This is a genomic window from Streptosporangium sp. NPDC002524 (assembly GCF_040295985.1).
Lineage (GTDB): Bacteria > Actinomycetota > Actinomycetes > Streptosporangiales > Streptosporangiaceae > Streptosporangium.
This window is the reverse complement of record NZ_JBEOWK010000049.1, coordinates 12,242-33,116: the sequence shown is the minus strand read 5'-3', so window position 1 is coordinate 33,116 and position 20,875 is coordinate 12,242. Positions and strand designations below refer to the sequence as shown.

The following is a 20,875-nucleotide window of genomic DNA, read 5'->3' as shown; positions in this document are numbered from 1 at the left end:
CGGTTACATTCCGAACCCGGAAGTTAAGCTCTTCAGCGCCGATGGTACTGCACCGGGGACGGTGTGGGAGAGTAGGTCACCGCCGGACAATCATTGATGAGGGCCCCCACCATTGGTGGGGGCCTTCGTTGTTGTGTGCTGTGACGAGGCAGACGAGACAGGGGCCTTCACCGCTGGGTGGGGGCCCTTTTCGCGTTGTGGCGGCGTTCGGGGCGTTCGGGGCGTTCGGGGTGAGGGCAGGTCGCAGGTCAGGGGCGATGAAGGGCATGAAGGGGTGGTGGGGACACGAGCGGTGGTCGCCGGGCCGGAACGGAGCCTCGGAATCCGGGAGACAAGGACTCGGGAGACGAAATCCGGAGGACGGAGGGGATGAAGTCCTAGACGTGGAGTTCGCCGGAGAGAACGGTTACCGCGTTTCCCGCGAGTTCGACCCGGTCGCCTCGTACGGTCGTGCGGACCACACCCCCACGCTGTGACAGCTGGGCACCTACCAATTTGTCGGAGCCGAGCTTGGACGACCAGTAGGGCGCGAGCGCGCAATGGGCGGAGCCCGTGACCGGATCCTCGGGGACTCCGACCCTGGGGGCGAAGAATCGGGACACGTAGTCGGCGCCGGCACGCGAGGCCCGAGCCGTCACGATGACGCCCCGCGCGTCGACGGCCTCCAGGGCGCGGAAGTCGGGGGCGGCGGCGAGCACGGCGTCCTCGGACTCGACCTCCACGAGATAATCCCAAACATTTTTTCCTGTCCAAACAGGTTTAACTCCGAGCGCATCGATCAGTCCCTCCGGAGGGATCGTCGCTTGGAGTACTTTTGCCGGGAAATCCATGCTGATTAAGTCGTATTTATCCCTGGTCACGGACAGGATTCCGCTCTTCGTTGAGAATTCGAGGGTTTCTGGGACCGTTCCCGTGGAATACAGCACATGCGCCGCGGCCAGGGTCGCATGCCCACACAGGGCCACCTCGGTCACCGGCGTGAACCAACGGAGCGGGTACGGTCCGCCGTCCTCCGCTCCGAGCAGGAAGGCTGTCTCGGAGTGCCTCATCTCCGCCGCCACGGACTGCATCCAGGTGTCAGGGACCGGATTGCCGAGTACGCAGACCCCGGCGGGGTTACCCTTGAAAAATTCATCGGTAAACGAATCGACCGTGTAGACGAGCATGACGCGATGCTAGCGGCGCCGAAGATATCGGTTGAAGTTGGGTCAGGAGATCAGGCAAAGTCGGGGATCAGGCAAACCAGTGCGGTAGCCGTACAAAGTGGAAATAAGCGCTGGGCGTGTCGCATGGCGAACTTCTCGTCGTCGGTTACCGTCCAAGGTGTAGGGACAGGCCGGACACGGCGTGGTCCTGGCGAAAGGACGAGCCGATGGGGGCAGTGCGCAAGGTGGCGAGCTACCTTGGCCTGGGCGGGGCCGAGCATTATGACGAGTCCTACGACTACGAGGACGAGGTCGAGGGCGAGGAGGAAGACTGGCAGTCTGCCTCGGAGCGCGCGGCCAAGCGCTGGCGCGCGATGAACGAGCCCTCGCGGATCGTGATGCTGACGCCGATGAAGTACAACGACGCACCGGTCATCGGGCAGCACTTCCGCGACGGTCAGACCGTCATCATGGACGTCAGCGGTATGAGCACCGCCGAGGCCACCCGCATGGTCGACTTCGTCGCGGGGCTGGCGTACGGCTGTGAGGGGCGTATCGAGCGGATCGCGGAGAAGGTCTTCCTGCTGGCCCCCGCCGAGGTGGAGATCACCAACGGCTGACGCTTGAGCGGTCTCGCCGGTACGGGTCCTGGGTGATCGTGAGCGATCGGCCCTGGTCGGATCCGGTACGGGTGCGAGGCCGCCTTCGGCCTTCGGCGAAGGGCGGCCTTCCCCCTCGATGGCGAGGCTGCGCGTCAGGGCCGTTCATCGGACACCCTCGGTGGTACGCGCCGGCGTGAAAGACGCTCCCCATGATGCGCGCCGATGTGACCATGATGCGCGCCGATGTGAGGACGCTTCCGGTGATGTGCGCCGATGTGAAGACCCCGCGGCGAGCACACCATGAACACCCATGGACACCATGAACGGCTGAGCCGGGTGGTGAGGCCGTGTGAGCGGTCAGCCCGCTCGGGGGCCCCTGCGGAGCAGGCGGGTGAGCTCGGCCAGGTCGGAGGTCGCCGTCTTGATCCGGCCCTCCGACTCGTGGGCGTACTCGTGCAGTGCCCACACCGCGCCCTGGGCGAGCTCCCTGAGTTCGGCGAGCTGCGTGACGACGTACTCGGCGTCCGCTCGCTCACGCTGCCGCCTGCGCCACAGCCTGTAGGCGCCTCCCGCGGCCGGCAGGAGCGCGAGCGGCGCGAGGGGGAGGACGGAGAGGACGAGTGTGATCGCCAGGATCACCGGGGCGAGGGCGAGCAGCACGTAGGCCGCCCAGGGACGGCCGCGAGCCGGTGCTCCCTCGGTGGCGATCCGCTCTTCGGCGGCCCCCAGCGACTCGGGATCCGGACCCTCGGGCCTGAGCGTCACCTGGTGGCCGAGGATCGGCATGGTGACCGACTCGGGGGCCTCGGCCCGGGTGGCCTCGGCGAGGGTCTCGGCCGCTGCTCGTACGATGGGCGCGGCCACGTGGAGCGCGATCGCCGCCAGGTAGGGGTGGGAGCCGGGGCGCAGGTCGCCGAGCAGGTGGCCGGTGAGCGGTCTCGTCGGCCGCTCGTGGGTGCCGGAACCCGCCAGCCGGCGGAGGACGGTCAGCGGCTCGTCCTCGCTCCACACGACGGTCGTCTCGCCTGAGCGGTCCGCCCGCGCGGCGGTGAGGAGCGCGAGGTCGCCCAGGCCGTCGGCGCTCCCCTCCGTACGGTCGCGCGCCTCGTCGGCCGCGCCGCCGTCCGCCCGAGCGGCGGAACCGTTCACGGAATCGGTCTTCCCAGCGGTGGCGCCGTCGCCTCCCCTGCTCTCGCGGGCCGAGGTGATCTCGGCGCAGCGGTCGAGCAGGTGGGCCAGCCGGGCGGCGGCGTGTACGGGGGCGGCCAGCTCGGGGAGTTCGGCGAGGTCCGCGAAACCGGCCAGGGCCGGTGACACGGCCGTGGAGGGCTCGTCGGGGACGAGCGCGCGCAGCCACCGGTCGGGCTCGGACGCGGGAGAGGCGGCCACCGCGTCGAGCTTGCGGAGAACGAAGATCTTGCCCGCCGGGCCGTACGCCCCGCGGGCGGCGGCGAGCCAGAGCGCCCGCTGGCCGTGGGTCACCGGGCGGTCCAGGGAGAGCTCACCGAAGGCGGTGCCGAGCCATGAGGCGTGGATGCGGTCGCCGTGGCCGGCCACGGCGAGGGCGAGGCAGAGGAAGAGCGCGGTCCGCTGCTCGTCACGCTGCGCGGCGCGGGCGAGGGGTTCGAGTGACTCCTCGCCGCGCATGATCAGCACGAGCGCCTCGACGGCCGGAGCCAGCCAGTGGCCGGACATGTGCTCGCAGGTGTGCTCAGGTGTTTGCTCGGAGGTTTGCGCGGAGGTCTGCTCGGACGTGCCTTCGAAGCCCGCGGGTACGCCGGTGGGGACGATGCCCGCGGCCAGCTCGGTGAGGAGCGCGTCGACACGGCGGCGCAGCGCCGCCTCGGCTGGCGAGGCCTCGGTGCGCGAGCTGCCCGTGTGTGGGAGATCGGTGTGCGGGGTCTCGGTGGGCGCGGGGTTGGGGTGCGAGGGCGCGGTGCTCATGGCCGCGGAGTTCGTACCCGAGGCTGTGGTCAGGTCGACGGCCGAGCCCGTGGCCAGGTCGACGGCCGGGCCGGTGTTCGTGGCCGGGACCAGGACGGTGTCCACGTCCGCGGCCAGGTCCGCGGTCGCCGCCAGGTCCGGGGCCGTGGTCGCCGCCAGGTCCGCGTCCAGCGTCGTGGCCAGGTCGGTGCTCAGGCTCGTGCCCAGGTCCGCGGTCAGGTCGGTGCTCAGGCTCGCGGTGTCCGTGCTCACGTTCGCGGTCAGGTCCGTGCTCAAGGCAGAGAGCTCCCCGAAGTTGTGACCGATGACCGCGCCAGCGTATTGCGCTTGGGACATCCCCGCAGGGAGGCGCGCCGAACATGACTTTGCCAGATGATCGTCTTCATTTTCCCAATAAAGACGATCATCTGGTGGACAGGTTACATGCGCTCGGGGACCGGGACGCCGAGAAGGCTCAGGCCTGTCTCCAGAACCTTCAGGGTGAGCGCGCACAGGGCGAGCCGCGAGGCGCGGGTGGCCGCGTCGACGTCGTCCTTCAGCACCGGGCAGTTCTCGAAGAACGTGGTGAAGGCGCTCGCGGTGTCGAAGAGGTAGGAGGCCGTCTTGTGGGGCGCCGAGTTCTCCGCCATCTCCTCGACGACCGAGCCGAACCCGAGGAGTTGCAGCGCCAGGGCGCGCTCGGCCGGGTGGCCCAGCACGATCGGGCCGGTCGTCTCCGCCGGGGTCACCCCGCCCCTGCGGAAGATGGAGCGGATGCGGGCCTGGGCGTACTGCAGGTAGGGGCCGGTGTTGCCGGTCAGGGCCAGCATGCGGTCGAAGTCGAAGACGTACTCGCTGTCGTGGCTGACCGACAGGTCGGCGTACTTGACCGCGCCCATGCCGACGGCGTGCGCGATCTCCGTGCGCTCGGCGTCGGCGTAGTCGCTGTCCCTGAGCACCTCGGCGGCCCTGGTCTCGGCCTCGTCGAGCAGCTCCACGAGCTTGATGGACTTCCCGCTCCTGGTCTTGAACATCTTGCCGTCGGAGCCCAGCACGCTGCCGATCTGGACGTGCTCGGCCCTGACGTGGTCGGGCAGCCAGCCCGCCAGCCTGGCCGAGTCGAACACCATCGACATGTGCAGCGACTGGGTCGCGCCGATCACGTAGAGGATGCGGTCGGCCTTGAGGTCCTGGACCCGGTAGCGGATCGTGGCCATGTCGGTGGTGCCGTAGCCGTAGCCGCCGTCGCTCTTGCGGATCATCAGGGGCAGCGGCTGGCCCTCGCGGCCGGTGTAGCCGGGCGGGAAGACGCAGAGCGCGCCGTCGCTGAGGACGGCGATGCCGCGCTCCTGCAGCTCGTCGCAGACCTGGGCGAGCACGTGGTTGTACATGCTCTCGCCGGCGATGTCGTCGTCGGTCAGCGTCACGCCGAGCTGGACGTAGACCTTGTTGAAGTAGCGGACCGTGGCGTCCATGAAGATGTGCCACAGGCGCATCGTCTCGGGCTCTTCGGCCTGCAGGGTGACGACCCGGGTGCGGGCGCGCTTGTTGAACTCGGGGTCGGTGTCGAACTTCGCGCGGGCGGCCTGGTAGTAGGCGTTGCCCTCGCCGGCCTCCAGCTGGGCGACGGCGGCCTCCTCGCCGATGTCGAGCAGGTGCTCGATGAGCATGCCGAACGGCGTGCCCCAGTCGCCGAGGTGGTTCTGCCGGACGACCTTGTGGCCCAGGTGCTCGTGGACCCGGGCGAGCGCGTCACCGACGATCGTGGTGCGCAGGTGGCCGACGTGCATCTCCTTGGCCGCGTTGGGCGCGGAGTAGTCGATCACGATGGTCCGCGGCGAGGCGGCGAGGCTCACGCCGGTGCGCGGGTCGGCCAGGATCTCGGAGGCCCGCGCCGCGATCCACTCGTCGGAGAGGGTCAGGTTGAGGAAGCCGGGGCCGCTCACCTCGACGGTGCCGGGGAACGGGTCGTCCTGGGCGTCTGCGGACCGGCCGGTGAGGTGCTCGGCGATCTCCTGGGCGACCTCCCGCGGGGCCCGTCGCAGTCGCTTGCTCAGGCTCATCGCGACGTTCGCCTGGTAGTCGGCGAACTGCGAGGGACGGATCAGCGGGTCTGCGTCGGAGTATTCCGCACCGAAGGCGGCGGCCAGCGCCTGCTGGACGCGCTCGGTCAGTGCGAGCTGCGGGTCGGTCATGCTCCAAGGGTATCGGCTGGCCGGTCCTGAACCGATTGGATATCACCCGGGATCGGCTCCGTGCGGCGGGATCGCACGATCATGAAAACGCCCGTCAGCACGATCCCGGCGGCGACGCCGAGCCCGGCCGCGGTGAGACCGGCGGCGGGGCCGCCCAGGGTGAGCGCGAAGAACTCGCGGGCGAACGGGACGGCGAGGGCGAGCGCGAACAACCCGGCCATCGCGGCCACGAGCACCACCCGCCACCACACGTACGGGCGGGCGACCAGGACCAGCACCCACCAGGCGGCCACGAACAGCGTGATCACCGCGGCGGTGCGGCTCTCCTCCAGGGTGGCGGAGCCGCTCTGCGCGATCCAGTACGACAGGTAGACGGCGGCGGCGCAGACGATCCCGGCGGGGACCGCGAGGCGGAGCACGCGGGGCACGAAGCCGCTCCTGGCGCGCTCGTTGCTCGGCGCGAGCGCGAGGAAGAAGGCGGGGACGCCGATCGTCAGGGCGTTGATCAGCGTGGAGTGCCGGGGAGCGAACGGGAACGCGAGCCCGATGACCCCGGTGAGCAGGGAGAGCACGATCGCGTAGAAGGTCTTGGTCAGGAAGAGCCCGGCGACCCGTTCGATGTTGGCCAGCACCCGGCGACCCTCGCCCACCACGGAGGGGAGGCTGGCGAAGCCGTCGTCCATCAGCACGACCTGGGCGACCGCCCGGGTGGCGCCGCTGCCGGAGCCCATCGCCACGCCGAGGTCGGCGTCCTTGAGCGCGAGCACGTCGTTCACGCCGTCGCCGGTCATCGCGACCGTGTGGCCGCGCGACTGGAGCGCGCCGACGAACAATCGCTTCTGGTGCGGGCTGACCCGGCCGAAGACGGTGTTGGTCTCCATGATCTCGGCGAGCTTCTCCGGGTCGTCCTCCGGCAGGGTGCGGGCGTCCACCGCGCGCTCCCCGCCGGGGATGCCCAGCGCGACGGCGATGGCCGACACCGACTCGGGGTTGTCGCCGGAGATGACCTTGACGGTGACGCGCTGCCCGGCGAAGTAGGCGAGGGTCTCGGCCGCGTCCGGGCGGATCCGCTGCCTGAGCACGACGACGGCCGCGGCCTCGACGGTGCCGAGGTCGTCGGGGTCGCGCAGCGAGGCGACCCGGCACAGGGCGAGCACCCGCAGGCCGGTGGCGGCGAGCGCCCCGGCCTCGTCGTATCCAGGCGTGCCGGGCGGCAGGAGGATGTCGGGGGCGCCCAGGACCCAGCCGCCGTGCTCGCCGAACTCGGCGCCGCTCCACTTGCGGGCCGAGGAGAAGGGGACCTTCGCGGCGGCGGTCCAGCCGGGCGAGTCGGGGTAGCGGGCCCGGACGGCGCGGGCGGTGGGGTTGGGGTCGGGGTCGAGGTTGGCCAGCGCGCCCAGGGCCTCGTGCACGGGCAGGTCGTCGCGGAGCGGGCGGACCTCGTCGAGTTCCATGCCGCCGGAGGTGAGGGTGCCGGTCTTGTCGAGGCAGAGCGTGTCGACCCGGGCCAGGATCTCGATCGCGGGCAGTTCCTGGACCAGGCAGCGGCGCCTGCCCAGCCGGATCACGCCGACGGCGAAGGCGATGCTGGTCATCAGGACCAGGCCCTCGGGGATCATGGTGACGATGCCCGCGACCGTGCCGGTGACGGCCTCGCCGACGCTCGTCTGCCTGCTGACCTGACTCCAGGTGAGCAGGGCGCCGATCGGGATGACCAGCCAGGTCACGTACTTGATGAACCGGGTGACGCCTTCGCGCAGCTCCGAGTGGGACAGGCTGAACGCGCTGGCCTCCTCGGCGAGCCTGGCCGCGTAGGCGTCGCGGCCGACCCTGGTCGCGATGTAGGCGCCCCTCCCGGCGACCACGAAGCTGCCGGACAGGACCTCGTCGCCGGGACGCTTGTGCACCGGGTCGGCCTCGCCGGTCAGCAGCGACTCGTCCGCCTCCAGGCCGTCGGCGTCCACCGTCTCGCCGTCGACGAGCAGCTGGTCGCCGGAGGAGAGCAGGACGAGATCGCCGAGGACGACCTGCCGGGGCGGGATCTCGGTGTCGGAGCCGTCCCTGCGGACCCTGACCGGGGACTCGTTGACGATGGCGAGCCGGTCGAGGGTGCGCTTGGCGCGGAGCTCCTGGACGATGCCGATGCCCGCGTTGGCCACGATCACCAGTCCGAAGAGCCCGTCCTGCCACTCCCCGAAGATCATGATCAGCACCCAGAGGACGCCGATCACCCCGTTGAAGAGGGTGAGGACGTTGGCCCTGACGATCGCCGAGACCGACCTGCTCGACCGGCGCCTGACGTCGTTGACCTGCCCCGCGGCCACGCGCTCGGCGACCTCGGCCGAGGTCAGCCCTCGTTCCGCCACCTGCTCCACGCGGCCCCCCGCCGATCGACTGGGACTCAGGGTACGCGGGGCCGTAAAGCCCGGTGGGGGGCACCACCCGATACACCGGAAATATCACCGTAGATGGGCGTCCCATGCGCGATCTGTGACCGAAGGGGCGTGAGCGGAGGGACGGCGCCAAGGGGGTGCCGACGGGGCGGTGTCACCAAAGGCGGCGCGGTGTCACCAGAGGCGGCGTGGTGTCACCGAAGGCGGCGTGGTGTCACCGAAGGCGGGGCGGTGTCACCGAAGGCGGCGTGGTGTCGCCAGAGGCGGCGTGGTGTCGCCAGAGGCGGGCCGGTGTCGCCAGAGGCGGGCCGGTGTCACCAGAGGCGGCGTGGTGTCACCAGAGGCGGTGCGGGCGGGGGGCGGAGGCGAGGCGTTCGCCGATGCGGTTCACCACGCCCTCCTGGGCCAGCCTGGCCGCGAGCACGCAGGCGGAGCTCACTCCCTTGGCGTGCGAGTCGCCGTGCGCGATGACCACGGTGCCGTTCAGGCCGAGCAGCACGGCACCGCCGTGGACCTCGGGGTCGAGCCGCCGGTGGAGTTCCTTGATGCGCCTCTTCTGCAGCAGGCCGCCCACCCTGGCCGTCCGGCTCTCGTTGATCGTCTCGCGGAGCTCGGCGAAGGCGTAGCGGACGCTGCCCTCCATGGTCTTGAGCGCCACGTTGCCGGTGAAGCCGTCGGCGACGATGACGTCCACGGTGCGGGTAAGCAGGTCGTGGCCCTCGATGTTGCCCGCGAAGTCGAGCCCGGGGGCGGCCGAGAGCAGCTCGTGGGCCCGTTTGACGAGCTTGTTGCCCTTCTCCGGCTCGCTGCCGATGGTGAGCAGGCCGATCCTGGGGCTCTCGACGCCCAGGGCGGTCTCCGCGTAGGCGGCGCCGAGGTGGGCGAACTGCACCAGCATCTCCGGCTTGACCTCGGCGTTCGCCCCGGCGTCCAGCAGGACGGTCGGGGTGGGCCTGGTCGGCAGGGCGACGGCGATGGCGGGCCTGAGCACTCCCGGCTGGCCGCGGAGCCTGAGCTTCCCGGTGGCGACGATCCCGGCGGTGGACCCGGCGGAGACCACGGCGCAGGCGTCCCCCCGCCGTACGAGGTGGCAGGCGATGGCGATGCTGGACCTGGGGCGGCGCAGGCTGGCGAGGGCGCCCTCGTCCATGGCGAGGGCCTCCTCGGCGCGGACGATCGGGATCTCGGTGGTCGCGTCGTACCGGGAGAGCGCCTCGGACAGGGGACGGGGGGCGCCGACGAGCACGACGGAGAGCCCGTGCTCGCGCACCGCCCGCACGGCTCCCGCCACGATCTCGTCGGGGGCGTGGTCGCCGCCCATCGCGTCCAGGGCGATCGGCAGGACGCCGGGAGCGTCGGTCTCAGGCAAGCGGTCACCTCGTGCGGGATGGTTTGTCCGCATCGTAGGCGGGCTCAGGACCTGATCGGTCCGTGGGGCCGATCAGGGAGTGCCGGGGAGATTCCAGTCGCTTCTCTCCCGGGAGACGATGACCTTGCCGAAGGTGACCCGGCCGACGACCCTGATGACCGGGCCGTCGCCGTCGCCGGTGCCGCCGGAGATGCTGCGTTTGGCGAACAGCGCGCCGACCTCGTCGATGACGTGGGCGTCGCGGGGGACCCTGACGATCAGCTTGCCGCAGTAGGAGTCGACCTCAAGGGTGATCTCCCGGCCCGGCAGCACCGCGTCGGACAGGTCGACGATCAGCGCGCCGAAGGTGACGCTCAGCGCGGTGTGCCGTCCGGCGATCCAGCGCCCGCCGCGCACGACCTTGCTGAAGACGGCGGCGACCCGCTGCCGCTCGGCGGTGGCTCCGCGGGCGGGCGCGGTGACGTCGGGCAGGTCGCGGGTGAGGGGGACGAGGTCGTCCGTCGTGACGGCGGTGTAGGCGGCCTCCAGCCGGTCGGCGTGCTCGACGCTGGTCAGGCGGCCGGTGGCGAACGCCTCACCCAGCACCGCGGCCGCATGGTCGCGATCGGCGTCGGAGGCGCGCAGAACGGGGTCGTAGGACGTCATGCCTGCGAGTGTACGACCATTCAAGATATATCGCGATATGTGCCGCAGGAAGAAATCGTCGAGATATGGAACCGGCCATAGGTCGGTTTACGTCCGGTATGTAACACGTTCGTAACGCATGAAGGGATGGCGAGGTTCACCGCAACGAGGACGAGGGTCTTGGCGAAGGATTGGTGATCTTGAACGAAGCTTCCAAACGCGGGTTCCGGGCGTACACCGCGAAACACCTCGACGACCTGCTGCGCAGAGGTGGCCTGGGGGACGACGAGCGGCTGCGGATCAGGGCGGTGGCGACGGTGCTGCCCTTCCGTACCAACGCCTACGTGGTGGATCGGCTCATCGACTGGTCGGCCGTCCCCGAGGATCCCATCTATCGGCTGGTCTTCCCCCAGGAGGACATGCTGCCCGAGGCGGACGTCACCGTGCTGGCGGGCCTGCTGCGGGCCGGCGCGGGGAACGCCGAGATCCAGGCGGCGGCGAACAGGGTGAGGATGAGGCTCAACCCGCACCCCGCCGGCCAGCTCGACCTCAACGTCCCGCGCGTCGGCACGGAGCCGGTGCCCGGCATGCAGCACAAATACCCTGAGACAGTGCTCTTCTTCCCCAGGCAGGGGCAGACGTGCCACGCCTACTGCACCTACTGCTTCCGGTGGGCCCAGTTCATCGGGGAGCCTGACCTGAAGTTCGCCTCCGACGACGTCGACGCCCTCGTCCGCTATCTCGGGGACCATCCCGAGGTGACCAGCGTGCTGCTCACCGGCGGAGACCCCATGATCATGGGTGCGCCGGTGCTCCGCCGCTATCTGGAGCCGCTGCTCGGCGTCGAACAGCTGGAGTCCGTCCGCATCGGCACCAAGTCGCTGGCCTACTGGCCGCAGCGGTTCGTCTCCGACCCCGACGGCGACGACACGCTCCGCCTGTTCGCCTCCGTGGTCGAGGCGGGCAAGAACCTGGCCTTCATGGCGCACTTCTCGCACCCCCGGGAGCTGGAACTCCCGATCGTCGAGGCCGCCGTCGCGCGGATCACGGCCACCGGCGCGGTCGTGAGGACGCAGGCGCCGCTGATCCGGTCGATCAACGACGACCCCGGGACCTGGTCGTCCATGTGGCGCAGGCAGCTCACCATGGGCATGATCCCGTACTACATGTTCGTCGAGCGCGACACCGGCCCGCAGGACTACTTCGCGGTGCCGCTCGCCAGGGCCTACGAGATCTTCAGGGACGCCTACGCGAGCGTCTCCGGGCTGTGCCGCACCGTGCGGGGCCCGTCGATGTCCGCCACGCCAGGAAAGGTCTGCCTGGACGGCGTCGCGGAGGTCGCCGGGCAGAAGGTCTTCGTGCTCCACCTCATCCAGGCGCGCGACCCGGAGCTGGTCGGCCGGCCCTTCTTCGCGAGGTACGACCCGAAGGCCGTGTGGCTCACCGACCTGTGCCCGGCCTTCGCCGACCGCTTCCCCTTCGAGCCCGCCGCCGTCGCCCCCCAGCGGCTGTCGGCCTGATCCGCCCTCCCGCGGGCGGTGCTCGCGAGAGCCCGTGGAAGCGGGAGGACGACGCGGAAACCGGCCGGTGCGCACCGGCCGGTCTCCGTCGCCTCAGCGCCCGGGGCCCCGCACGGAGGTGCGACGGGCGATCTCGGCCTGGAGTCTGGCCATCTGCCAGTGCAGCTCGATGAGCTGCTCGGTCAGCTGGAGACGCGGAATCTCTGACGGGTCCTCGACGGACAGGTGGTCGATCGCGGTGGACAGCTCTCGCATCGCGCGCCCCCACTCCATGACGGCTTCCTTGGATCGAAACAACGTTCGAATCATACCGGAACACCGAACACGCTGTCAGTCCATTGCCTCCCGTGTCCCACCCCGGGACGTGCCGAATCGCGCTAGTTCTGGTATTCGGGCGTCACGTACCCGCGCGCCACGGTGTGGGCGGTGATGTTGAAGCCCACCACGGCGGGCGGGGTGTCGGCGGCGAGGCCGAGTTTCTCCACGTCGAGGGCGTGCACCGCGAAGATGTAGCGGTGCGGGTCGCCGGGCGGCGGCGCGGCGCCGCCGTAGGCGTTGTGGCTGTAGTCGTTGCGCCCGTGCACGCCCACGCCGCCGTCGCCGGCACCCGCGCCGGCGGGCAGCTCGGTCACGTCGGCCGGGATGTCGAACAGCAGCCAGTGCCAGAACCCGCTCCCGGTGGGGGCGTCGGGGTCGAAGCACGTCACGGCGTAGCTGAGGGTGCCCTCGGGGGCGCCGGACCAGCGCAGGTGGGGGGAGACGTTCTGGCCGGTGGAGCCCCAGTCGTTGAACACGTGGGTCTCTGCCATGCGCTCGCCGTCACGGACGTCGTCGCTCTCGACGGTCAGCGCGGGAACCTGGGGCAGGAAGTCGTACGGAATCGGTGGCCGTGTGGACACGATTCACCTCCGATGGAAGCGTCTTGTCGGTCGCTCCTCATCCTGCCCTGCCGCCGGGCCCGTAACGATCGGGCGCGGCGTGTTCGGGGGGCCGTGGGGCCGGGGGGGCCGGGCCGGTCAGACCTTGTTGTAGGCGGCGAGGACCGTCTTCGGGTCGCCGTCCATCCTGATCTTGCCCTTGTGCAGCCAGATGACCCGGTTGCAGGTCTCCTCGATCACGTCGAGGTTGTGGGCGACCAGGAAGACGGTGCCGGCCTCGTCGCGCATCTTCTTGATGCGGTCCTGGCTCTTGCGCCGGAACTCGCGGTCGCCGGTGGCGAGGGCCTCGTCGATGAGCAGCACGTCGTGGGACTTGGCCGAGGCGATGGCGAAGCGGAGCCTGGCGCCCATGCCCGAGGAGTAGGTGGACATGGGGAACTGCACGAACTCCCCGATGCCGGAGAAGTCGACGATGTCGTCGTACTTCTCCTTGACCTGCGCGGGGTTCATGCCCATCGCGTAGCAGCCGAGGACGATGTTGCGCTCGCCGGTGAGCTCGCGCATCAGCGCGGCGTTGACGCCGAGCAGGGAGGGCTGGCCGTCGGTGTAAACAGCGCCGGAGTGCGGGGGCAGGAGACCGGCGATGGCGCGCAGCAGCGTGGACTTGCCGGAGCCGTTGCGGCCGACGATGCCGATGGCGTCGCCGTGGCGGGCCACGAAGGACACGCCGCGCACGGCGTGGACCTCCTTCATCTGCGGACGCCCCTGGCGCTTGACGAGGCGCATGAGGGCGTTGACGGCGTTGCCCTTCTCCGTGTCGCTGGCCGCGCCGTACACCCGGTAGATGATGTGCAGGTCGTCCACGATGACCGTGGGTGTGCCCTCGCGCTCGTCGGCGGGCGCGGGGGCGGGTTCCGGATTGGGGTGCACCCGGACGTCCGTGCTCGGCACGGCGGGCTCCTCGGCCTTCACTCGGGACAGCTCCTCGGTCAACTCAGCCACGGCCGTACTTCTCCTCGGCTCGCCAGAAGTACCAGAACCCGCCGAGCAGAGCGAACACCGCCCAGAATACGCAGACCGCCCAGATGTACGGCCGGGGGTCATGGGTATTCATGAGCAGGTCCCGCATGAGCTCGATGTACGCGGCGGCGGGGTTGAAGTACATGACGTCGGCGACCCACTGGGGGAGACCGGCGCCGCCCGGGCCCACGACCTTGTCCTCGATGGAGAAGAACACGCCGGAGGCGTAGAGCCAGGTGCGCATGATGAAGGGGAGCAGCTGGTTCAGGTCGCGGGCTGTGGAGCCGAACCGGGCGAGCACCAGGCTCGCGCCGATGTTGAACATGGTCTGCAGCAGCAGGGCGACCGGGATCAGCAGCCAGTACAGGGTGACGGGTTCCTTGGTGAGCAGCACCAGCCCGAACAGCACGCCCATGGAGATGAGGAGCTGCTGGAACTCCTGGATCGTGTAGGCGAGCGGGAGCGCGGCGCGCGGGAAGTGCAGGGCGCGGATCAGCGACAGGTTGCCGGAGATCGCCCTGGCGCCGCCGCTCACCGAGCGCTGGGTGTAGGTGAAGACGAACATCCCGGTGATGAGGAAGGCCGGGTAGTTGGGGATGCCCTTGCTGGCGCCGAGGATCAGGCCGAACATCAGGAAGTAGATGGCGGCGTTGAGCAGTGGCGTGATGACCTGCCACAGCTGGCCCAGGGCGGAGTTGCTGTACTTCGAGACGTTGCGCGACGTGGCGTACGTCATGACGAAGTGTCGTCGTTCCCACAGCTGGCGCAGGTAGACGAACAGACTCGGGCGTGCGATGGCACGCCGAAGTCCGTGGCGCGCGGCGAGCTTGGCCAGCGGCTCTTGCCCCTGCGCGGGGGTGCCGTTACTCGGGCCGCCCGCCTGGGCGTCCGCGATCGCGGATTCCGGCTGGCTCATGGCAAGGACTCTATTGGATGCGAGTGGATGAAGTGCCTGCGGCGGGGGTCCGCCGCACACATTGGACGGGATCTCCGGGCAACAGGTTCCAGGGCAATTGTGTGGTTCTCCACGGGGAGGCCGGTCCCTTGACAGCCAAGTCAGCACAGGCCCAGGTCAGGGTCATCGGGAGGTAACGGATGCGAGCAGTGCCGGTGCGAGGGTATTTTGGCGTGACCGTTCATGTCCTACGTGTGCCTTGATGTCGTTTTCATACACATCCGGGATCTTGACATCGTCAAGTTGGCAGGTATGTGACGCCGAATCGGTTCATGCGTGACCGAACTGCAACATCACAGATATAAGTCGGTGTGGAGCGGTAGGGAATAGTCGCGATCGATCGGTGTGGCGTCAGCACCCGGACCGGAACAGCGGGAAGCAGGGACCACAAGATCCTCCTTCGCGGTGCTCGGGTCACGGACTCAGTGTCGACGTAAGCCTGCAAAGGGAGGATTTACCGCAATGCGTGTTACCAAGGGTGCGCGGCTCACCGCCGGCACTGCCCTGCTCGCCCTCGCGCTGACCGCGTGTGGCGGCTCGACGCCCTCTGACGGCGGTTCGGCCGCGGCCGACCAGCCCGTGCGCATGGAACTCGGCGAGCCGCAGAAGCTCTTCTACCCCGGTGACACCACCGAGTCCGAGGGCTCCGAGGTCCTGGCCGCCATCTTCGCCCCGCTGGTCGGCTACGACGAGAACAAGCAGGTCGTGGACGAGGTCGCCGAGTCGATCGAGTCGCCCGACAACACGGTGTGGACGATCAAGCTCAAGCCCGGCTACACCTGGCACAACGGCGAGAAGCTGATCGCGCAGAACTACGTCGACGCGTGGAACTACGCCGCCAACCAGGACAACGTCCAGGGCGCCAACGGCTTCTTCGCGCGGGTCGACGGCTGGGCCGACCTGAACCCGGGTGAGGGCCAGACCGTCTCCACCAAGGAGATGAAGGGCCTCAAGGTCGTCGACGAGAGCACCTTCACCGTCACCCTCTCCAAGCCCTTCTCGCAGTTCAAGACGATGCTGGGCTACACGGCGTTCTACCCGCTGCCCAAGGCGGCCTTCGGCCCCGACGGCAAGGTCACCGAGGAGTTCGCCAAGAAGCCGATCGGCCAGGGCTACTTCCAGATCGACAAGCCCTACAACAAGGGCACCGACCAGACGATCGACCTCACCCGGTACGACAAGTTCGCCGGGACGAAGCCGAAGTTCGCCAAGCTCCAGTTCAAGCTCTACACGAGCCCGGAGACCGCGTTCAACGACCTGGCCGCGGGCAACCTCGACGTCCACGACTCGCTGCCCCCGTCGGCGATCGCCCGCGCCAAGTCGGAGCTCGGCGAGCGCTACCTGGACGAGGCGGACGCCGGCGTCGGCTACATCGGCTTCCCGCTGCAGTACAACAAGACGTACGCGAACGTGAAGGTCCGCGAGGCCATCTCCATGGCCATCGACCGCGCGACCATCGCCGACAAGGTCTTCTCCGGCACGCGCGCCCCGGCGGACGACTTCATCAACCCCCTCCTCGACGGCTACCGCGCCGGTGCCTGCGCGGCCTGCAGCTACGAGCCCGACAAGGCCAAGGCGCAGTACGCCGAGAACAACGGTCCCAAGACGCTGGAGCTGGGCTACAACACCGACGGCCCGCACAAGGAGTGGATCGAGGCCGTCGCGAACAGCCTCCGCGCCAACCTGGGCATCGAGGTCACGGTCAAGCCCTTCGAGAAGTTCGCCTCGATTCTCGACGAGCTCGACAAGAAGACCTACGGCGGCCTGTTCCGCATGGGCTGGGCGATCGACTACCCGTCGGCGGAGAACTACCTGACCCCGATCTTCTCCACCGTCGCGATCAAGACCGGCTCCAACTACGCCGGCTGGTCGAACAAGGAGTTCGACGAGCTCCTGGCCAAGGGCGACACCGCCGCGACGCAGGAGGAGGGCCTGAAGTTCTACCAGCAGGCCGACGACATCCTGATCAAGGAGCTGCCGTACATCCCGGTGTACTTCTACCGGACCAACGCCGCGTTCTCCCAGCACGTCAAGGGCGTCAAGATCAATCTTCTCAACCAGGTCGAGTGGACCGAGGTCGAGAAGGCCAGCTGACGACCGGTTGAGGGCCGGGCGGGAGCCCGGCCCCACTGGCCGCCCGGGACGATCTCGCGGCGCCGCGCGACCCGCCGGTCCGCGAGATCGTCCCAGGGCACCTACGGGAGATACGAATGGGCCGTTACATTCTCAGGCGCCTGATCCAGGCGATACCAGTCCTGGTGGGCTCCACCCTGCTCATCTACGCCATCGTGTTCGCGCTGCCCGGTGACCCCATCGCGGCGCTCGCGGGCGAGAAGCGCATAGACCCCAACATCGTCGCCATCCTGCGCGAGCAGTACCACCTGAACGACCCGTTCCTGGTGCAGTACTGGTACTACGTCGTGGGCCTGCTCGGCGGCGACTTCGGCACGACCTTCGCGGGCGTCGGAGTCGACGAGATCATGGCCGGCAAGTTCCAGGTGACCATCAACCTGGCGACGACCGCCCTGGTGATGGAGGCCGTCATCGGCGTGGGGCTCGGCCTGTACGCGGCGCTGCGCCACGGCAGGGCCAGCGACTCGATGATCCTCGCCTCAACCCTGGTGCTGATCTCCGTCCCCACCCTGGTGACCGGCTTCGTGCTCCAGCTGCTGCTGGGCGTGAAGCTCAAGCAGGCCGGGATCGACCTCTTCCCCGTCGCGGGCGTGACGGAGGGCTGGCGCAGCTACCTGCTGCCCGGCTTCGTGCTCGCCGGGACGTCGATCGCCTACCTCACCCGGCTCGCCAGGAACAGCCTGGTGGAGATCCTGCGCGCCGACTACATCCGCACCGCGGTGGCCAAGGGCCTGCCCAGGAGCCGGATCGTCGGGCGGCACGCGCTGCGCAACGCGCTGATCCCGCTGGTGACCTACCTGGGCGCCGACCTCGGCACGTTGATGGGCGGCGCGGTGATCACCGAGACGATCTTCAACCTGCCGGGAATCGGCCAGCAGCTGTTCAGCTCCGTGTACCTGCGCGAGCAGCCCGTGGTCGTCGGCATCGTGACCCTGCTGGTGCTGATCTACATCCTTGCCAACCTGGTCGTCGACCTGCTCTACGCCGTGCTCGACCCGAGGATCCGCTATGAGTGACACCCTTGTCCCGGCCGGAGGGCAGACCGGTAATCCCAAGCACGGCAGGCCGAGAAGAGGGGCGAAGGGCGCCAAGGCGCCCAAGGCCGCGAGCCTGTGGGGCGACGCCTGGTACGACCTGCGCCGCCGCCCGCTCTTCATCGGGGCCTCCGTCCTCATCGCCGTCCTGGTCGTCATGGCGGTGGTCCCCTCGCTGTTCACCTCGGTGAACCCGTTCGACGCCAAGAGCTGCAACCTGGGCGACGCGCGGCTGGGCATGAGCGAAACCCACTGGTTCGGCACCGACAACCTGGGCTGCGACATCTACGCCCGCACCATCCACGGCGCCCGCAACTCGATCGTGGTCGGGCTCGCCACCACCGTCGTCACCGCGCTCGTGGGCGGCCTGCTCGGTCTCTTCGCGGGGTTCAGGGGCGGCGTGCTGGACACGCTGCTCTCCCGGCTCACGGAGATCTTCTTCGCGATCCCGTCGATCCTCGGCGCGCTGCTCATCCTGGCGGTCTTCCGCACGGGCAACGTGTGGACGGTCATGCTCGCGCTGGCGGTGCTCACCTGGCCGATGACGTACCGGATCATGAGGGCGGCGGTGATCACCGCCAAGAGCCAGGACTACGTGCTCGCGGCGAGGGCGCTCGGCGCCTCCGCGTCGAGGATCATGTTCCGGCACATCCTGCCGAACGCGGTCGCCTCGGTGATCGTGGTCGCCACGATCAACCTGGGCTACTTCATCGCCGCCGAGGCCGGTCTGTCCTTCCTCGGCGTGGGACTGCGCTCGCCCGACATCTCCTGGGGGCTCATGATCTCCGACGCCAGGGAGCGCTTCCTGGAGGCGCCGTGGGCACTGCTGTTCCCGGCGCTGTTCCTGAGCCTGACGGTGCTGGCCTTCATCATGCTGGGCGACGCCGTCCGCGACGCCCTCGACCCGAAGCTGCGGTAGGGGGACCCGTGAAGAAGACCTCAACGCCGGTGGTGCCGTCCAGGGAGGCGCCGGGCAGCGAGCCGCTGCTCGCCGTCGACAACCTGCACGTGGAGTTCGTGACCAGGCAGGGCGTGGTCAAGGCGGTCAACGGGGTCAGCTACTCGCTGAACGCCGGGGAGACGCTCGCGGTGCTCGGCGAGTCCGGTTCGGGCAAGTCGGTGACCGCGCAGGCCATCATGGGCATCCTCGACTCCCCGCCGGCCCGCGTTCCCCGGGGCGAGATCCGCTTCCGGGGCACGAACCTGCTCGAACTGTCCGAGGAGGCCCGCACCCAGGTGCGCGGCCGGCGGATCGCGATGATCTTTCAGGACGCGCTCTCCGCGCTCAACCCGGTGTTCACCGTCGGCGCCCAGATCGGGGAGATGTTCCGGGTGCACCGGGGCGCCTCCAAGCGCGACGCCCAGCAGAAGGCGATCGAGCTGATGGACCGGGTCCGCATCCCGGCCGCCAGGCAGCGGGTGCACGACTACCCCCACCAGTTCTCCGGGGGCATGCGCCAGCGCATCATGATCGCGATGTCGATCGCGCTCGACCCCGAGGTGCTGATCGCCGACGAGCCGACCACCGCCCTCGACGTGACCGTGCAGGCCCAGATCATGGAGCTCCTGGGCGAGCTGCGGCGCGAGAGCAACATGGGCCTGATCCTGATCACCCACGACCTCGGCGTGGTGGCCGACGTCGCCGACAAGATCGCGGTCATGTACGGCGGGCGGATCGTGGAGAACGCCCTCGTGCACGACATCTACCGCAGGCCCGCCCACCCGTACGCCAAGGGCCTGCTCGACTCGATCCCCCGGGTCGACCTGAAGGGGCAGGAGCTGTACGCCATCAAGGGCATGCCGCCGAACCTGCTCGACATGCCCTCGGGCTGCGCCTTCCACCCCCGCTGTCCGTACCGTCAGGACAACTGCGTCGTCGACGCGCCCCCGCTGTACGAGATCGGCCCGACGCGCGGCAGCGCGTGTCACTACTGGAGGGAGGTCCTCGATGGCAGCCACGGGTGAGCCGATCCTTGAGGTCCGCGACCTGGTCAAGCACTTCCCGCTGACCCAGGGCGTCGTCCTGCGCAGGCAGATCGGCGCGATCAAGGCCGTCGACGGGGTCTCCTTCGACCTGCGCCGGGGCGAGACGCTCGGCATCGTGGGCGAGTCCGGGTGCGGCAAGTCCACGCTGGCCAAGCTCCTGATGGCGCTGGAGCGGCCGACCTCGGGCTCGGTGCGGATCAACGGCCGGGAGATCGCCGACGCCAGGCGGGGCGACCTCAAGCGGGCCCGCCGCAACATCCAGATGGTCATGCAGGACCCGTACACCTCGCTGAACCCCCGGATGACCGTGGGCGACATCATCGGCGAGCCGTTCGAGATCCACAAGGAGGTCGCCCCCAAGGGCGACCGGCGCGGCAAGGTCCAGGAGCTCCTGGAGGTGGTGGGCCTCAACCCCGACCACATCAACCGCTACCCGCACCAGTTCTCCGGCGGCCAGCGCCAGCGCATCGGGATCGCCCGCGGGCTCGCGCTCCAGCCGGAGATCATCGTCTGCGACGAGCCGGTCTCCGCGCTGGACGTGTCGATCCAGGCGCAGGTCGTGAACCTGCTGGAGCGGCTGCAGGACGAGTTCGGCCTCGCGTACGTCTTCATCGCCCACGACCTGTCGGTGGTCCGGCACATCTCCGACCGGGTCGGGGTGATGTACCTGGGCAAGATGGTGGAGATCGGCAAGGACGTCGAGATCTACGACCGGCCCGCGCACCCCTACACCCAGGCGCTGCTGTCGGCCGTCCCGGTGCCCGACCCCGAGGGGCGCGAGCGCCGCGAGCGGATCATCCTCCAGGGCGACCCGCCGTCCCCCGCCAACCCGCCGTCGGGCTGCCGGTTCCGTACGCGGTGCTGGAAGGCCCAGGAGATCTGCTCCGTCGAGGAGCCGCTGCTGCAGATCCGGCCCGGCACCGCGCACGCGAGCGCCTGCCACTTCGCCGAGACCCACGACGTGATCCACGTGTAGGGAGGACCCGGGAGCCTCCACGCACAGGGGAGGGCCCGGGAGCCCGGGAACGGCGAAGGGCGCGGCCCCCACATGGAGTTGTGGAGGCCGCGCCCTGTCTGCTTCACCGTTTTACCGCAGGG

17 protein-coding genes and 1 rRNA gene are annotated in these 20,875 nt (G+C 69.4%); 8 read left to right on the top strand and 10 right to left on the bottom strand.

The window, feature by feature from the left end:
- A 5S ribosomal RNA gene (gene rrf, locus ABT053_RS42245) occupies positions 1–88 on the top strand; the annotation flags it as partial.
- Between the two features lie 289 nt (positions 89–377).
- Here rrf and ABT053_RS42240 read toward each other — a convergent pair.
- Positions 378–1,166, bottom strand: coding sequence for a PhzF family phenazine biosynthesis protein (locus ABT053_RS42240; protein ID WP_350977606.1), 789 nt, complete (start codon positions 1,164–1,166; stop codon positions 378–380).
- A 206-nt stretch (positions 1,167–1,372) separates the two neighbouring features.
- Here ABT053_RS42240 and ABT053_RS42235 point away from each other — a divergent pair, with 206 nt between their 5' ends.
- Entirely contained in the window at positions 1,373–1,765 is a 393-nt protein-coding gene (locus ABT053_RS42235) for a cell division protein SepF (protein WP_329086981.1), read from the top strand.
- Positions 1,766–2,104: 339 nt separating this feature from the next.
- On the opposite strand, the gene ABT053_RS42230 is transcribed toward ABT053_RS42235, so the two are convergent.
- From ABT053_RS42230 to ABT053_RS42210, 5 genes are all read right to left on the bottom strand, one after another.
- On the bottom strand, positions 2,105–3,967 hold the full coding sequence (locus tag ABT053_RS42230) for a hypothetical protein (RefSeq protein WP_350977603.1): 1,863 nt from the start codon (positions 3,965–3,967) through the stop codon (positions 2,105–2,107).
- Positions 3,968–4,110: 143 nt separating this feature from the next.
- Complete coding sequence (argS, locus tag ABT053_RS42225; RefSeq protein WP_350977602.1) at positions 4,111–5,865, bottom strand: arginine--tRNA ligase; 1,755 nt, start codon at positions 5,863–5,865, stop codon at positions 4,111–4,113.
- Positions 5,862–8,240 (bottom strand): HAD-IC family P-type ATPase, encoded by a 2,379-nt coding sequence (locus tag ABT053_RS42220; RefSeq protein ID WP_350977600.1) that lies wholly within the window; start codon positions 8,238–8,240, stop codon positions 5,862–5,864. Before ABT053_RS42220 ends, argS begins: the two co-directional genes overlap by 4 nt.
- 352 nt (positions 8,241–8,592) lie before the next feature.
- Complete coding sequence (gene plsX / locus ABT053_RS42215) at positions 8,593–9,627, bottom strand: phosphate acyltransferase PlsX (protein WP_350977598.1); 1,035 nt, start codon at positions 9,625–9,627, stop codon at positions 8,593–8,595.
- 72 nt (positions 9,628–9,699) lie between these two features.
- Positions 9,700–10,272, bottom strand: coding sequence for a DUF1707 SHOCT-like domain-containing protein (locus ABT053_RS42210; RefSeq protein ID WP_350977595.1), 573 nt, complete (start codon positions 10,270–10,272; stop codon positions 9,700–9,702).
- 173 nt (positions 10,273–10,445) lie between these two features.
- On the opposite strand from ABT053_RS42210, the gene ABT053_RS42205 reads away from it, so the two are divergent.
- Positions 10,446–11,771 carry a KamA family radical SAM protein gene (locus tag ABT053_RS42205; RefSeq protein ID WP_350977592.1) on the top strand — a complete coding sequence of 442 codons (1,326 nt, stop codon included), beginning with the start codon at positions 10,446–10,448 and terminating at the stop codon, positions 11,769–11,771.
- 93 nt (positions 11,772–11,864) lie between these two features.
- On the opposite strand, the gene ABT053_RS42200 is transcribed toward ABT053_RS42205, so the two are convergent.
- The 4 genes from ABT053_RS42200 to ABT053_RS42185 form a co-directional block, all read right to left on the bottom strand.
- Complete coding sequence (locus ABT053_RS42200; RefSeq protein WP_329086969.1) at positions 11,865–12,044, bottom strand: hypothetical protein; 180 nt, start codon at positions 12,042–12,044, stop codon at positions 11,865–11,867.
- A gap of 104 nt (positions 12,045–12,148) precedes the next feature.
- Positions 12,149–12,670 carry a YbhB/YbcL family Raf kinase inhibitor-like protein gene (locus ABT053_RS42195; protein ID WP_350977589.1) on the bottom strand — a complete coding sequence of 174 codons (522 nt, stop codon included), beginning with the start codon at positions 12,668–12,670 and terminating at the stop codon, positions 12,149–12,151.
- A 117-nt stretch (positions 12,671–12,787) separates the two neighbouring features.
- Complete coding sequence (locus tag ABT053_RS42190) at positions 12,788–13,651, bottom strand: ABC transporter ATP-binding protein (RefSeq protein ID WP_350977587.1); 864 nt, start codon at positions 13,649–13,651, stop codon at positions 12,788–12,790.
- Positions 13,644–14,585 (bottom strand): ABC transporter permease, encoded by a 942-nt coding sequence (locus ABT053_RS42185; RefSeq protein ID WP_350977585.1) that lies wholly within the window; start codon positions 14,583–14,585, stop codon positions 13,644–13,646. The genes ABT053_RS42190 and ABT053_RS42185 overlap by 8 nt, the downstream gene beginning before the upstream one ends.
- Positions 14,586–15,086: 501 nt before the next feature.
- On the opposite strand from ABT053_RS42185, the gene ABT053_RS42180 reads away from it, so the two are divergent.
- From ABT053_RS42180 to ABT053_RS42160, 5 genes are all read left to right on the top strand, one after another.
- Complete coding sequence (locus tag ABT053_RS42180; RefSeq protein ID WP_350977582.1) at positions 15,087–16,718, top strand: peptide ABC transporter substrate-binding protein; 1,632 nt, start codon at positions 15,087–15,089, stop codon at positions 16,716–16,718.
- Positions 16,719–16,834: 116 nt separating this feature from the next.
- A complete protein-coding gene (locus ABT053_RS42175; protein WP_350977580.1) occupies positions 16,835–17,773 on the top strand; it encodes an ABC transporter permease in 939 nt (312 codons plus the stop codon).
- On the top strand, positions 17,766–18,710 hold the full coding sequence (locus tag ABT053_RS42170) for an ABC transporter permease (RefSeq protein WP_350977578.1): 945 nt from the start codon (positions 17,766–17,768) through the stop codon (positions 18,708–18,710). The genes ABT053_RS42175 and ABT053_RS42170 overlap by 8 nt, the downstream gene beginning before the upstream one ends.
- A gap of 8 nt (positions 18,711–18,718) precedes the next feature.
- On the top strand, positions 18,719–19,756 hold the full coding sequence (locus tag ABT053_RS42165) for an ABC transporter ATP-binding protein (RefSeq protein ID WP_350977576.1): 1,038 nt from the start codon (positions 18,719–18,721) through the stop codon (positions 19,754–19,756).
- The gene (locus ABT053_RS42160; RefSeq protein ID WP_350977574.1) at positions 19,740–20,753 is read left to right on the top strand and encodes an ABC transporter ATP-binding protein; all 1,014 of its coding nucleotides are present in this window, start codon (positions 19,740–19,742) and stop codon (positions 20,751–20,753) included. Before ABT053_RS42165 ends, ABT053_RS42160 begins: the two co-directional genes overlap by 17 nt.
- Positions 20,754–20,875 lie beyond the last annotated feature (122 nt).